The sequence below is a fragment of the Brevibacillus schisleri genome (assembly GCF_055685845.1).
Map to the genome: position 1 here is coordinate 5,222,995 of NZ_JBVNDM010000001.1, position 14,060 is coordinate 5,237,054.

Sequence of the window (14,060 nt, forward strand, 5' to 3'; positions counted from 1 at the left end):
GCTGTCCCTCTCCGGAACAGCCTCCCTTCCTCTTCTTATTTTCCCAACGTGGACACCAACGGACAGTCCATTGTATACAGGTTGCGATACCTTGGATTGTCCTGATACAACTCCTCATGTGTCCCTCGCATCGAGATGAATCCCTGCTCCATAAAAATGATCTCGTCCATTTGCTCTAACCCGCTCAAGTGGTGAGTCACCCAAATCAATGTTTTCCCTTGCAAGACACGGAAGATCGTTGCCATCAAATCGCGTTCAGTCAACGGATCTAATCCCACCGTCGGTTCATCCAGGAGAACAATCGGCTTGTTTTGCAGCAAAATCCGGGCAAGGGCAATACGTTGCCTCTCTCCGCCAGAGAAGCGCAGACCGGTTTCCTGCATCCGTGTTTGATAACCGTCTGGTAGGGATTCAATCAGCTGATCCAGACCGACTTGATCTGTCACGGCACGAACCTCTTCATCGGAGGCATCGGGTCGACCAAGCCTAATGTTATTTGCTACGGTTGTGTCAAACAAATACGGTTGCTGATTCAACACGGAAAACAAACAAGCAGAAGCCTCTTCTGACTGGACAGGCTGTCCATTTACAGTCACCTGACCTGCTTCCGGCTGTAAGGCCCCTCGAATCAAGTTCAGTATCGTCGATTTACCAGCTCCGCTGCGACCAAGCAACGCGATTTTGCCCCCTTGAGCCACCTCAAAAGACACGTCCTGCACACTCCAACTGCTGGCCTGCGGGTAGCGAAAACAAACATGATCGAGCTTCAAAATGCCCCCTGCTTGATCTGCCACCTTTGCCTTCTCCGCTTCCACAAAGGGACGACCGCCCTCGATCTCCCGAAGCCGCTCCAGAGACTCCTTGTATTCTGGCATTCGCACAACTGCATCAGAAATACGGGCAAACGCATCCATCAACGGAAATGCGACCAGCCCAATCGCAGCAATCAACGTAACAGGAATCTGATTCGCACCGGCAAGTCCACCCGCCCAGATGACCAGTAAGACAATGGCTCCACCGATTGCACACTGCGACATCCACTGTACTCGCCATTCTCCTCGTCGGATGGCGTTTTCGATCTGGGCAGCTGTCTTTTGCCGTTTCGAAAATAACTGGAGAAACTGCTGTGTACGACCACTAAGAATCCAATCACTCATGCCAAAAACAGCATCAGTCAACTCCCGATATGCGGCCTGTCTCTCCTGCTTGAATCGACGACTCTTGGCAATGGATGACCACAAGACTACTGCGGGTGCAACAATCAGAAGAAAACCACAGTACAACGCCATCAGCAGCGCGAACATCCCGTCCATTCTTCCCAGTGCCACAATCCCTGCACCGTAGAGGAGGACGGCTGAGACGGCTGGCAGCACAAAGCGCAGATAAACATTTTGTAGTTGCTCGATGTCATCCGCTAGTACACCAAGCAGATCGCCCGTACGAAAACGAGTGCGGAGGAGCTGATCTTGCGGCTCGATGGCCTGGTACAAACGCACACGCATGCGCGACAATACACGCAAAGCTGCATCGTGTCCAACCAAACGCTCCAGGTACTGAATGACTGCTTTGCTAAAGCCAAAAGCCCGGACAAGTACGATGGGAACATAGACCATTAAGACGTTTTCGGGCTTGAGTGCGGAGCGGGAAATCAAATACCCGGACGTATACAGCAAAGCACTCGCACATGCCACTGCCAAGGTTCCCAGCAAAGCCGCTCCGGCAAACTGCCAGAAAAACTGGCGAAAGTATGGAAGAAACCACCCCTGATTGCCTTCTCGCGCTACCTTCATCCTTTCTCCCCCTCGGCACTAGCTGTCAACAACTGATAAAATACGCCTTTTTGTGCAACGAGCTGTTCATAGGTACCCGTTTCTACCAGTCGTCCCTGGTCCATTACCCAAATGCAATCCATGTCTCGCATCCAATGCAAGCGATGTGTGGCCAAAAAGACGCGCCTGTCCCCCAACACCGACAACATGGTCTGTTTGAGCTCCCATTCCGTTTCAATATCCAAGTGAGCGGTCGGCTCGTCGAGCAAAATCACTGGTCGGTTGCCAAGCAGCGCACGTCCTAATGCAACCCGCTGTGCCTGTCCGCCACTTAACGTGCGTCCCCCGTCGCCAATGATTTCGTCACAGCCATTTGGCAAGCTGTCCACCAGCTCTCCCAGACCAACATCACGAATCACCTGCTCCACCTGTTCCTGCGTCGCTTCCGGTTCATAGAAGCGAATGTTATCCGCCAACGATTGATTGAATAAATACGGATGCTGTGGAATGTAAGCGATTTGCCGCTGCCACTCCGGCTTCGCATCCCCCGTAATGGGTTGCTCATTTACTTGTATCACGCCAGCTTCGGGATCCGAAAAGCCGCCTAGCACTCCGAGAAGGGTTGATTTTCCTGCTCCGCTCGCCCCTACAATGCCCACTCTTCTCGTATTGCTGCCCAATTCCGCAGATACCTCACGCAGTACCTGTCTGCCATCCTCACCGACGACCCGAATATCGGACAAGGTAATCGTTCCATTCCATACACCTGTCACAGATGTCTGACTAACCGTTACTTCCGGTTCCGCCTTATGTTCATCTGTAGCGGCCCTATCGATAATGGTACGAATAGTCCCCAGCGCTTCCTTGCCATCCAATGAAGCGTGATAATCCGCTCCAAGCATCCGTACTGGCAAAAAGTATTCCGGTGCAAGAATCAGGATGACCAATGCCGTTTCAAAGCCGACGTTCCCTTCAATCAGCCGCAACCCAAGACCAACCGCCACAAACGCAACAGACAGCATACTGAAAAAGTCGAGTGCCAAAGAAGACAAGAAGGCCACACGCAACGTTCGCATCGTAGCGGATCGATATTGATCACTCACTCTTCCGACAGTCTCCCCATGGTCTTTGCTGCGTCCCAAAAACCGGAGTGTCGCAAGCCCGCGAAGCGAATCGGTGAAATGATGGGAAAGCATGCGATACGATCGCCATTGTTTGTCTGCCTGTTTACGCGCCGCCAGACCGAGAACGATAAAAAATCCGATGAGAACCGGCATCGTTACCATCAGGATTAGTCCAGAAATCACATCTTGCATGTAGACAAATGCCAGAAGCGGAAACGTAACAAAAACCATATCCAGCGTACGCGGAACAGACAACTCCAGGTAGGTACGTACACGATCTACCCCTTCCAGGACAAGCGTAACAAGCTTTCCGCTTCCTTCACTGGCTGCAAAACGTGGACCACGCTCGAACAATCGGGATAAAACGCGCCCTTGCAAAGACTCACTGGCAGCTTCTGCAAAACGGCCAGCGACTTTCTTTTGCAGCCAAACGATGGTATGACGAGCGACTATCAGGACCAAAAACAGGGCAAGCGGCTGATACGCCATCTGAACCGTTTGACCTTCAAATAAGATCGCAATCGTCCTCGCCAAAAACAGAGCCTGACCGATAATCGCCACACTTTGCAGGAGGGAAAGACCGGCTAGCAGCAGCATAACCGGTCGGATTCCTTGTAAGCGGAACAATTCCTTGTCCATTAGTACTCCAAATGATCCTTTTCAGTGACTCGTTTGTGGAAAACGAAGTAGCTCCAAGCCTGATAGGCTAGCACAAACGGTAAAAGCACTGCTGCAACAATGGTCATTGCTTTTAGCGTGTATGGACTCGAAGCTGCATTATAAAGGGTCAAATCAAACGCGCTATCAATCGTGCTGACCATCACCCGTGGGAACAAACCGATAAACATCGAGACGAACGTCAACAGGATCATCGCACCTGTCATCCCGAAAGCCCAGCCTTCCCTGCCTTGTCTCAAGTAGTGACGAGCCAGTACAAAAGCGATAACACCTAAGAGTACAGCTACTGTCAACAAAATACCCTGCCGCTCAAACAGATCCGTTACCATGAATGTCCACCCTACAAGCACTACCATGAGAACCCCCTGCATCGGCAAGAGCTTTGCTGCCAGTACACGTGATTTTTCACGCAGCTCGCCCACTGTACGCAGCGAGATGAAGTTCAGACCGTGCAGCAAGCATAGCCCCGTGACTGTCACACCTGCCCACAACGAGTATCCATTCACAATATCAGAGAAGCCCGCACTCATTTCCATATTCTGATCAATCGGCACACCCTTCACCAAGCTGGCAAACACCATTCCGAACAACATCGGCGGGACAAAGCTTCCAATCAGAATCGCTGCGTCCCACGTCTTTTTCCAAGCCTCTCCTTTTCCTTTGCCTCTAAATTCAAAGGCTACCCCTCGCCCAATCAACGCAAGCAGAATCAGCGTAAGCACGAGATAATATCCGCTAAACATCGTGGAATACCACTCTGGAAACGCTGCGAACATCGCACCAGCGGCTGTAATCAGCCACACTTCATTGGCATCCCAGAACGGGCCAATCGTATTGATCAGAACCCGGGTTTGCAAATCATTTCGTGACAGCAGGCGCGTCGCCATGCCGACCCCAAAGTCGAAGCCTTCGAGAAAGAAAAATCCGGTAAACAGTACGGCAATGAGCAGGAACCACAGTTCATTAAGCTCCATAACGTTCACTCCTTACACGATCAAATGGATCCTGAAGCTGCAAATCCTCTACTTCCTCATGACCATCCAATTCCGGTCCTTTTTTGGCCACACGAGCAAACAGATAAGCCAAGAGGCACAGCAGGATGAGATAAATCGTTGTGAAGGCGATGAGAGAGAACCATACCGCTCCTGTGCTAATGCTTGGAGAAACCGAATCTTCAACACGCAACAGCCCGAATACCGTCCATGGCTGACGACCTACCTCCGTCATGATCCATCCCGCTGAGTTTGCGATGAATGGCAACGAGATACCCGCAACCATCAGCTGCATGAATCGCTTATTTGGCTGTTCCAGCTTTTTGCGTAAAGCGAGATATGCCCCGTACAAAGCCAGTAAAATCATGGCACTACCGCCCGCTACCATGATGCGGAAGCTCCAGAAGGTCGTCCGAACTGGTGGTATGTAGTTTCCTGGACCGTAGGTTTTCTCATACTCTGCCTGCAATTCCAACATGCCCGGTACAGAACCTGAAAGTGAGTTGTAAGTCAGGACGCTCAGCAAGTAAGGAATTTTTATTTCAAAGCCGTTTTCTTGTTTTTCTGGATCAATCGTTGCAAAAACCGTCCAAGGAGCTGGGTCAGCGCTTGTTTTCCACAGCCCTTCACTCGCTGCCATTTTCATCGGTTGGGTAGCAACCAAATACTGTGCCTGACCATGACCGAATTGAGCAATAGCAAGCGAGGAAATCAATGCGACCACGATCGCAATTTTGAAAGATTGCACAAAGAATGGAACATCTTGTTTTTTCAACAGCTTCCAAGCACTGATACCTGCTATCAGGAAGGCACCTGTCGCAATTGCCGCAAATACGGTATGCGGGAATTCATATAGTAATTGTCCATTGGTAAGAAGAGCAAAGAAATCGACCATCTCTGCACGTCCGTTATTGATAGCGAAGCCAACTGGCTGCTGCATGAACGAGTTGGCTGCCAGAATCCAAAGAGCCGAAAGAATCGTTCCGATGGATACGAGCCAAATACAGGCGAGATGCACACCTTTGGACAAACGATCCCAACCAAACACCCATAGTCCAATAAAAGTCGATTCGAGGAAAAATGCTAAGAGGGCCTCAATCGCTAGTGGTGTCCCAAATACATCACCGACGAATCGTGAGAAATCAGACCAGTTCATCCCAAATTGGAACTCCTGCATAATTCCTGTCACAATCCCGACAGCAAAATTGATGAGCAAAAAGGTCCCCCAAAACTTGGCCATCTTTTTGTACAAATCATTCTTTTTTACTACATACATCGTTTCCATAATGGCTACCAATAAAGACAGCCCAATGGAAATCGGCACAAAAACAAAATGAAAGATAGTTGTTATCGCAAATTGAAGTCGTCCCAAATCCACTATGTCCATGTACAAGATCCCTTTCTATTCGCGTTTTGGCCTTTGTGTACCAGAATTATATCTGTGGGGAAACCGGCATACATGACAACTTTGTGAAAAATATCACAAATATATGTGAAAAAAATCACAACTGATTCTCTCTCCTGTAACCCCCTTTTCGCATTCATCTTCGTGAGAGAGTTTTTTGATTTAGCCAGTATATCTCCGGTCATGTGTCATTGTAGCAGGACTTTTGACCCTAGAGGGTGTCCGATTCGTTACATGATTTTTAACACTCTGTGACGGCACATAGAAAAATGGGCCCTGTACTAGGCCCATCTTGAGTGGAATACCCAGACGATCACCGACCTCGAAAAGCAATCGAAGTCGGCGTGCCTCGGTACGTGGTTAAGTAACAACTGCTTATTTTTTGACAGTGAAGGATTTGATGATGTTGCCAAGAGTCGCAGTATCAAGGTCCTTCTGATGGTACAACTCAACCGTAAATCCTTCATGCTCCCAAATCACGATTCCGTTAGCGAAATATACCTTTTTCCCGCCAATGGTTTCGATCTTGACACCCTCTGTCGTGCTGATGCCGTTTTCGCCACCCTTTGAAATCAAGAAGGAAATAAACTCTCCCTCTTTTTCATACTGAACTTCTACCATACCCTCGGCTTGAATGAGGGTGTTGTAATAGGAATAATGCTCTGGCATCCATGTCGGTGCGGGAAAGTCCATTTTGCTAGCTGCGCGTGCTTCTTCCAATGTCATCTGTGGGTGTTCCTTTAGTTCTATAGGTGTATTGCTTCCTTGGGTATTGGACTGTGTAGAAGGCAGCTCTTTATCGTATTGGGTAATTTCCATGTTCCCGACCTGAAAGCGTGCCAAGATCGTCTGGAGCATTCCTTGGGCCAACGACGTAGTCGAGAATGCACCTAAAAGGCAAACAACAGCAACAGCACTAACTGTGGCGGCTTTCCATTTATTCATTTTCATATAAATCCCGTCCTTTTCATGTAGTTGTATGTTTCCTGATTCCAATTTGAATTTTAACCGATTGTATATGTTGACTTTTGGAGTGGCGTCATCTAATTCCAGATCAGTAAGCAAGTCGGTGAGTTCACGAAAATCGTCGAGATTATGCTTACTCTTCATAACGGAAGCCCCCTTTTTGCAATTCCATTTGCAGCTTTTTCAAGCATCTGTAGAGCACGACGCCAATATTTGAACCACTCACACCAAGCAGTTCTGCGATTTCTGCGTTTTTAAGACCAGCCGCATATTTCATGGCGATAATATTGCGTTCCTTGTCACTCAGCTTCGCCAGCGCTTGAAATAAGGCTTGATGATTGTCATCGCGGATCACGATGTCCTCCGGTGACGACTTCGGCAAGACCAGATTCAGAATCGAATCCAATGAAAAGCTCATTCTTTTTTTCTGTGAGCGGAAGTAATCTGTCACTGCGTTTCTAGCGATCGCAAACAACCAGACCTCAAAGTTTGATTTATCCGGTGAGAAGCTACTATATTTTGAAATCACCATTTCAAACACATGACTGCATATTTCTTCCGCTGTGTAGTGATTATTGATACGATAGCAAATATATTTGTAAACGCGCTTATAGTACGCCCCATAAATGTGGGCAAAAGTTTCGGTCGACATGCCTTCTGCTTGCTTTTCGTGTTCTTCTGTTTGGCAGATGCCTGTGTTCACTGGGGCAATCTCCAACTACTTCCCCTCCCTTCTGGATGGAATAAACAAATTGCGCAATTTGTTTGGTTGTGAGCCTCACGATAGTTAATACGGCAAAAGTAGAAATGTATTAACAACGTTTTTCAAAGATCGGAGGAATTAACGTGTGGATACCCTATGAAGAAGTAAGGAGACACCCCGCTGATTTTCGGGTGAAGTATCGATTTTACTCGGAAAATGAAGGCGGGAGAAAGTCGGGCCCGAAAAGAGTAGCGGTAGTCGAAACAATAGAAATAATCGGCCTGCATTCAAATCCACACTCGTAAAATGCATCTGATCTTGGAGGTAAACAAATGACGGAAAAAAAGCAGGCTGTCAACGAAACGAATGACATCCTGCTTTTGGTTGATTATTTAGCCCAGTGCGGTGGACGCGTGAACGATGGTGGCAGCTTGGTGCTTGCATCGCCCTTCGCCGCGTTGAGCTGAACCTGCGTGAGAAACAACGTCTCCGTCAAGTTCGCTCCGCTCACGTCTGTATCGCGAAAATCAGCACCAATGAGGTCAGCTCCCCGCAAATCTGCTCCTCTCAGATCAGCAGCAATCAAATAAGCACCGCGCAATTGGGCTCCTCGTAAATCAGCGCCTTTGAGCTTGGCACCGATGAGGTCAGCGCCTCGACCGTAAGACTTTCCTTGCTTGCCCCCTTTGTACTTGGCAACAGCGTCCTTGCGTACCAGTTCACTTGTCCGCAGCAATAGTTCATTAACTTTTGCTCGATGAAGAGCGACGTCCAGCTTCAGGATGGCCTCGGGACTTTGATCTGTCAGGCGCTGTGTCTCCTCCAAAGCTTCCTGCAACGCTGGATGGAGGGACTGGGCAGCTTTCTTGGTCATCGCCTCCGTCATATACCAGAGCAGCTCATGAAGCTGCCACACGATCGGAAATACTTCGTACATTTGCTTCGCTAATCCGGGTTCTTTACGCCAATCTTGGCCCCCATAAGTGACTTGAGACACCTTTTGACCCGCTCCAAAACAATCGTAGACCGTACAACCGCGAAAGCCGATGTCTCTCAGCTTTGTGTGAACACCACACCGGAAGTCTGCCTGTAAGTTACTACAGGGCTTGCCTGCGTCTTTATTGTTGGCAAAGTCAGAGGAAGCAGCAAAAGGCAATGCCACACAGCACAAGCCAAAGCAGCTTTCACAGTCACCTTGAAGATGACCGCGACTGTTATTGTTAGTCGAATGGATGTGTTCTTGATGTGTAGCCATAGTAATGATCCTCCTGGAAAAAAACACGATTCTCTCGCGTTTGGCGAAAAGAATCGTGCTACTTGAACTTGTGAAAAACATCTCGATGTTTTTCATAAAACAGAATGTGACCGCTTGCGGTCTTCAAATAAACGCTCAATACCGTTTATTTGAATGCGATTTGAGATTCGATCAGGTAATTCCCAAAGACTTCGGCAAAGGCTTCTGCTGTATTATAGCCTTCTTCCAAGGTGTTGTTTGTACCACCGAATTCCAAAAGCAGGGCTCCCTCGGAAATGGACTGATTGTACACACCGTTCCCTTGATTTGAACCTTTCAGGATAATCCCCCGCGACAAACCGGGATAAGAGGCCTCCAGACGGGCGTTCAGCTCTTCTGCCAGCTTTTTGTTCGCCTGATGGTTCGGGTTCGCTGTTCCGATTACAAACAGCATCCGGGAATAGGTTTTGCCATTGATCGTGATCGCTACCTTGCTGCGTGGCTCATCACTGTCCCGATGAATATCGAATATGTACTGCAAGTGTGGACTGGTTGCAGCCGCTGCCGCTACCGCCTTGTACGACTCGGTATAAGACATCGAGTAGCTTTTATTTTGTTCCCTCAATCTCTGAGCGAAATCGTCCTGGCTCGCCATTGCCGAAATACCTCTTGCTTGCAACAGCTCGCCCAGCCTTTTTCCAACAAGCGTGATGTTAATCTCGGGATCATCTACCGAGCTCCCTTGTTGGTTCCGTGCAACATTTCGCCATGACTCACGATTATGGGTGTGATAGATATACACTTTCTCGTTTCCAATCATCCCACTGTTGTACTCGTACGTTGCTCCTGTCGGTGGCAGAGTACCCGCTGGTTGAATCTTATCTACGATCCACCCCGCGATGTAGGCGGTCGAATTGTCTGCCAGCCTGATGAGGTACCAGTCTCCTACGGTTTGCACCACCGGGAATACTTGTCCGGGTTGAACAGTTCCGATAATGGCATGCTCGGTTGTGGGACCGTTGCGGATGTTGGAATCAGGATTTTTGACGCGAATCTGTAGTTCTTGTACAGAGGGAGGCGGTGTTGTTGGCAAAGTCGCTGGTGCCCCCGGTGTTGGACTCGACGGTGGCTGAACGACCCCAGTCTGTTCCATTGGTTTGAAGATATAGGCATAGGTCCCGTTAAAGTTGATGGTGTACCAGCCATTTGCATATCCGTAATGATTGATTGTCATCCCGCCATGGATTTCACCAATGACGGTACCAAGAATATCTGGCTGTGCATAAACTTCATAGCCTTCGGTTAATACGATTGTCCCTTGCCCAATTCCACTCCCTGTATTGGATGGGAGTACAGGAGGGGGAGGCGATGGTGCCGGAATTGTTGTCGGGTCTGGGATTTGTGCTGGTACCTGGGGTGGTTTTGGTGGTGGTGGTGCTGTTGTCTCCGTCAAGAAACTAGCTTTCACCCAGCCGTTCTTTTGATCCGACAGCTTAATTTGTGCCCATTCCCCTTGCTTTCTCATTTGCAAAAACACACCGTTTTTGTCGATGATCTGCAAAATTTGTGCAGTTGCATTTGGTTCTGCCCGAACATTCAGCATGTCCACATTGCTTTTGACATATTTGATCTGTGGAACTTCTATCATTTTCACATACTTATTATTGATCCATCCGGTATTGCCGTTCGGCAGCTTTACCTGGGTCCAATCTTTTTGCTGTTTGGTGATTGGCAACCGCGTCGCTTTTTTGAGTGTTGCAACGATCTGGGTAGTCGTACCTGGCTCACTTCGAATATTTAACTGATCGACCGCCACTTCTACATGGGTGGCCGCTCGCGCAATGGACAGAGGCATCAGCAAAATCAGGAAGAAAACAGCTAGCAAGCTGACATTTACTCGTAAAAGCAAGTTCCTCGTTCCCCTCTGTTTTTCTCTTATTTTTTGGAAAATCCGCTAATAGAAAGAACTTCTCGATTCGTCCACATATTCCTTCATGTTTTGACATCTTTTGCTCTCAAAACAGCAATAACGTCACGATCTTTCTATCTCCTGAAAATAGTGACGTATTTGCTAGAAAAAAGTTACAGAAAAAAGGATGAAGCAAAAAGCCTCACCCTTTTCTTTCTCCTCTATTTCCTTTCTACCATTTCGCTGCCCAAGCTTCTATCTCCACTTTGAGCGAAGGGACTGCCAATGACGGGATGTAAGACATAGTCATCGCTGGCGGTGTTCCTCCGTGGAACTTCTCCCACACTTGATTAAAATGCTTCCAATCCATTTGCTCGGTTGCCCATATATTGATTTTGATGATATGGTCCGCAGTAACGGACTCACTTTCAAAATTGCGCAGTATGTTCTGTAGCGTGTTTTCTACTTGTTCTTTCATGTTTGTCGGCAACTCTCCGTGAAGGTCCATTCCTACTTGCCCAGAAAGTATGAGCAAATCGGCTCCTTTTGGAACGACCGTCAGATGTGTATAGGGTCCCATAGGTGGAGCCACTGTACCAGGATTTTTGCGCTGAACCTTGGGCTTCACCTGGTCGGTTTGTTCTTCTTTGACGATTGCTAGTGTTTGATGATCTTCCCACCGTCCATTAATTTTCACGTTCTTCTTGGCAATCCCTTCCTTGTGGAAACCAGCTTTTAGCAGCACCTTGATTGAGCCTATATTATGCGGCATCACTCCTGCTTCCAAACGGTGAAGACCTAATGTATCGAAGGCATAGTCAACGACGAGCTTTACGGCTTCCGTCATGTAGCCTTTTCCATTATGCTCTTTGTCCAGGAAGTAGCCGATCCAGCAGCTTTGCAGATTAACTCTTACGACCTCTGAAAGGATGACTTCCCCAATGATTTCATCCTGTCCTTTTTTTGCGATGACAAAAGCATATCCTCTGTCTTCTTCTTTTAATGCCATCGCGCTCTTGATCCTGTCGATTTGTCCTTCCAGCGTGTAAAACGCCTCTTCTCTCTTCCCTGTGAAGTTTTGAAAGAAGTCTCTGTTTCTCAATTCAAGTGCCAAGAGGCTCTGTGCATCCGATTCTTGTACCAGTCTTACGTAAATGCTCTCTCCGTTTCTTTGCATACAATCCATCTCCCTTTTTCGAAATGAAAAAACACCACAGGAAATCCTGCGGTGCCCTAAAAAGAAAACCACAGGAATGCGACCTGTGGCGTTTTTCCACTGTATCCTGATGAATCCCACTACATCAAAGGATGGTCGCTATATCCGTTTTTGGACATACTTCTCCCGTGATTGAGCCAGATCAAAGAAAACAGCGGTGGAGTATCCAATTCCTTTTGGCAAAGACAGTAATGATCTTTTTTTCATGTGGATACCCTCCTTTCCGCTGTTTTTACGTGCATACCATTTCGATATAGAGACGGTCGTAGCAACAACCGTTACATTATTATCCAGAAACTACTCCACAAGTATAGCGGCAAATGACCTTCGTGGCAACAGCATCAGTATCTCTTTTTGCCGTTTCGCCAAAGCATATACACATTCGCAATGGAGTTCAGTACAAGTAGACCCAACAGGATGTTTGTGACAATCAATGTGTTCGTTAAATGCTGAATAGGTGCATGAATCACAGATACAACGCTCATCAGCTTGTTCGGAATATCATTGATCGAAGCGACAAGATTATTGAAATACTGCACATAGTCCCCCAAACCGGAAAACCTCCTCTTGCATACCTTATCCCGTCCATAGCCTTTGATAAAATTCACTGCCTTACTCCACTGAAGAAGAATAGATCCATTTTTTTGTGGAACAATGAAAAGAAGAGAAGATTTTCATCATTCATAATCTGATTGCAAGAAAGAAGGGAGCTACCTTTATGACGATTCAACGTTTTGTTCGGGAGTCGCGCACGTTCAAGGCAAGCCATGTGCTGCCCCCGGATACGAACAATCACAACACGCTGTTCGGCGGCAAGCTGATGGCTCATATCGATGATGTTGCATCGATCTCTGCGATGAAGCATGCCCGGGGGCCGGTTGTGACCGCATCCACAGATTCCGTCGACTTTTTGCAGCCAATCCGGGTGGACAATGAGGTTGCACTCGAAGCCTTCGTCACATGGACGCATAACACGTCGATGGAGGTATTCGTCAAAATTGTTGCGGAGGATTTGCTAACGGGCGTTCGATGCGTCTGTGCCACATCATTTCTCACGTTTGTAGCGATTGGCGAGGATGGGCGTCCTACCCCTGTGCCCAAGATCGTGCCGGAGACGGAAGAGGAAGTATTCCTGCACAATGGTGCTGACGAGCGTGCTGCGGCACGAAAAATCAGACGCAAGAATAACAAGCATCTCGCGGATATGCTCGGAACGAGACGTCCGTGGGAGCCATGATTGAACACCCCGTAACGCCAAAAGTCCCCTTACCTTTTACAGGCAGGGGACTTTTGGCTGTAGCTTCCTACCTTCAGCCAGCAGCATTTTAGACAACGCACAAGCGATAGTGGAGAAAGTCATCCGGTGTTTCCGACTCCATGTCATAGGGCTCGAATCCATTTTTCAACAACACTTTTTGCGAGGAGATGTTATCCGGTGTGGTTTTCGCACAGATCATTCTGACATTCAAGTGGGGAGCATGCCCCTCCAAAAAGAGCTTCAGTGCCTGTGAAGCCACTCCTTTTCCAGCGGTATCTTCCCCGACTCGATAGCCGAGATGTCCGATTCCTTCGTCTTTCTCGATGTCTACCAAATTCATTCTGCCCAAGATGTCACCCTGGCTGTTTTTGATGAGGCCAAAAAACGAGATACCTTGCTCCTGCTCGTTGAGCAAGGCTTGCAGACCCCGTAAAAAATGGTCATATTGGTAGTAAGCGTCTCCCCGACTGGGAACCGATTTTTCGAAAAAGGCGCGATTGCGCACTTCAAATTGAAACAAGCTGGCTGCATCTTGTATGCTTAATTTTTCGACAGTAATCATCATGAGTACGTATCCTTTCTTGAATCGAGGTGGAATGAATTTGGCAGTTGCTTATTTGGAAGAAGGCACGTTTATCGCCTTTATTGCCTTTACGATATTTTTCTTCGTCGCTTACAAGCTCGATCAGATTTCGTTTGTTTCGTTCATTGTGACCTTGGCCGTCTCGGCTTGCGTTCACGCTGCCTTCTATTGGTTAATTGTAAAATATTGGCCGTTTTTTTAATAGCACGTAAAAAGGCGCAGG

At 47.9% G+C, this 14,060-nt stretch carries 13 protein-coding genes; 2 read left to right on the forward strand and 11 right to left on the reverse strand.

Annotation, left to right across the window (positions count from 1 at the left end):
- Nucleotides 1-35 precede the first annotated feature (35 nt).
- The 10 genes from cydC to ACUUHJ_RS24820 all read right to left on the reverse strand — a co-directional run bounded on the left by cydC (nt 36) and on the right by ACUUHJ_RS24820 (nt 12,547).
- Complete coding sequence (gene cydC / locus ACUUHJ_RS24775; RefSeq protein WP_472300190.1) at nt 36-1,790, reverse strand: thiol reductant ABC exporter subunit CydC; 1,755 nt, start codon at nt 1,788-1,790, stop codon at nt 36-38.
- Entirely contained in the window at nt 1,787-3,532 is a 1,746-nt protein-coding gene (gene cydD, locus ACUUHJ_RS24780) for a thiol reductant ABC exporter subunit CydD (RefSeq protein ID WP_472300192.1), read from the reverse strand. The genes cydC and cydD overlap by 4 nt, the downstream gene beginning before the upstream one ends.
- Complete coding sequence (gene cydB / locus ACUUHJ_RS24785; protein WP_289674240.1) at nt 3,532-4,545, reverse strand: cytochrome d ubiquinol oxidase subunit II; 1,014 nt, start codon at nt 4,543-4,545, stop codon at nt 3,532-3,534. Before cydB ends, cydD begins: the two co-directional genes overlap by 1 nt.
- Nucleotides 4,535-5,950 (reverse strand): cytochrome ubiquinol oxidase subunit I, encoded by a 1,416-nt coding sequence (locus tag ACUUHJ_RS24790; protein WP_472300193.1) that lies wholly within the window; start codon nt 5,948-5,950, stop codon nt 4,535-4,537. Before ACUUHJ_RS24790 ends, cydB begins: the two co-directional genes overlap by 11 nt.
- A gap of 393 nt (nt 5,951-6,343) precedes the next feature.
- Nucleotides 6,344-7,078, reverse strand: coding sequence for a hypothetical protein (locus ACUUHJ_RS24795; protein ID WP_472300194.1), 735 nt, complete (start codon nt 7,076-7,078; stop codon nt 6,344-6,346).
- Entirely contained in the window at nt 7,068-7,652 is a 585-nt protein-coding gene (locus ACUUHJ_RS24800; RefSeq protein WP_472300195.1) for a sigma-70 family RNA polymerase sigma factor, read from the reverse strand. Before ACUUHJ_RS24800 ends, ACUUHJ_RS24795 begins: the two co-directional genes overlap by 11 nt.
- A 373-nt stretch (nt 7,653-8,025) precedes the next feature.
- Nucleotides 8,026-8,892: a pentapeptide repeat-containing protein gene (locus ACUUHJ_RS24805; RefSeq protein WP_289674244.1), complete on the reverse strand. Its 867-nt coding sequence runs from the start codon at nt 8,890-8,892 to the stop codon at nt 8,026-8,028.
- 145 nt (nt 8,893-9,037) lie between these two features.
- Entirely contained in the window at nt 9,038-10,780 is a 1,743-nt protein-coding gene (gene spoIIP, locus ACUUHJ_RS24810) for a stage II sporulation protein P (RefSeq protein ID WP_472300196.1), read from the reverse strand.
- Between the two features lie 232 nt (nt 10,781-11,012).
- Nucleotides 11,013-11,957 (reverse strand): GNAT family N-acetyltransferase, encoded by a 945-nt coding sequence (locus ACUUHJ_RS24815; RefSeq protein WP_289674247.1) that lies wholly within the window; start codon nt 11,955-11,957, stop codon nt 11,013-11,015.
- Nucleotides 11,958-12,337: 380 nt separating this feature from the next.
- Nucleotides 12,338-12,547 (reverse strand): hypothetical protein, encoded by a 210-nt coding sequence (locus ACUUHJ_RS24820; protein ID WP_472300198.1) that lies wholly within the window; start codon nt 12,545-12,547, stop codon nt 12,338-12,340.
- Nucleotides 12,548-12,714: 167 nt separating this feature from the next.
- Here ACUUHJ_RS24820 and ACUUHJ_RS24825 point away from each other — a divergent pair, with 167 nt between their 5' ends.
- Nucleotides 12,715-13,233 (forward strand): acyl-CoA thioesterase, encoded by a 519-nt coding sequence (locus ACUUHJ_RS24825; protein WP_289674249.1) that lies wholly within the window; start codon nt 12,715-12,717, stop codon nt 13,231-13,233.
- An 88-nt stretch (nt 13,234-13,321) separates the two neighbouring features.
- Here the strand turns inward: ACUUHJ_RS24825 and ACUUHJ_RS24830 are convergent, their stop codons facing one another.
- On the reverse strand, nt 13,322-13,819 hold the full coding sequence (locus ACUUHJ_RS24830) for a GNAT family N-acetyltransferase (RefSeq protein ID WP_289674250.1): 498 nt from the start codon (nt 13,817-13,819) through the stop codon (nt 13,322-13,324).
- On the opposite strand from ACUUHJ_RS24830, the gene ACUUHJ_RS24835 reads away from it, so the two are divergent.
- Complete coding sequence (locus ACUUHJ_RS24835; protein WP_472300199.1) at nt 13,818-14,039, forward strand: hypothetical protein; 222 nt, start codon at nt 13,818-13,820, stop codon at nt 14,037-14,039. The two genes, ACUUHJ_RS24830 and ACUUHJ_RS24835, sit on opposite strands and share 2 nt — an antisense overlap.
- Nucleotides 14,040-14,060: the final 21 nt, after the last annotated feature.

What these genes read in the sequence shown, in the direction of transcription:
- cydC (WP_472300190.1), bottom strand. Translation starts at nt 1,790, where the DNA reads ATGAAGGTAGCGCGAGAAGGCAATCAGGGGTGGTTTCTTCCATACTTT.
- cydD (WP_472300192.1), bottom strand. Translation starts at nt 3,532, where the DNA reads ATGGACAAGGAATTGTTCCGCTTACAAGGAATCCGACCGGTTATGCTG.
- cydB (WP_289674240.1), bottom strand. Translation starts at nt 4,545, where the DNA reads ATGGAGCTTAATGAACTGTGGTTCCTGCTCATTGCCGTACTGTTTACC.
- ACUUHJ_RS24790 (WP_472300193.1), bottom strand. Translation starts at nt 5,950, where the DNA reads ATGGACATAGTGGATTTGGGACGACTTCAATTTGCGATAACAACTATC.
- ACUUHJ_RS24795 (WP_472300194.1), bottom strand. Translation starts at nt 7,078, where the DNA reads ATGAAGAGTAAGCATAATCTCGACGATTTTCGTGAACTCACCGACTTG.
- ACUUHJ_RS24805 (WP_289674244.1), bottom strand. Translation starts at nt 8,892, where the DNA reads ATGGCTACACATCAAGAACACATCCATTCGACTAACAATAACAGTCGC.
- ACUUHJ_RS24815 (WP_289674247.1), bottom strand. Translation starts at nt 11,957, where the DNA reads ATGCAAAGAAACGGAGAGAGCATTTACGTAAGACTGGTACAAGAATCG.
- ACUUHJ_RS24825 (WP_289674249.1), top strand. Translation starts at nt 12,715, where the DNA reads ATGACGATTCAACGTTTTGTTCGGGAGTCGCGCACGTTCAAGGCAAGC.
- ACUUHJ_RS24835 (WP_472300199.1), top strand. Translation starts at nt 13,818, where the DNA reads ATGAGTACGTATCCTTTCTTGAATCGAGGTGGAATGAATTTGGCAGTT.
- ACUUHJ_RS24830 (WP_289674250.1), bottom strand. Translation starts at nt 13,819, where the DNA reads ATGATGATTACTGTCGAAAAATTAAGCATACAAGATGCAGCCAGCTTG.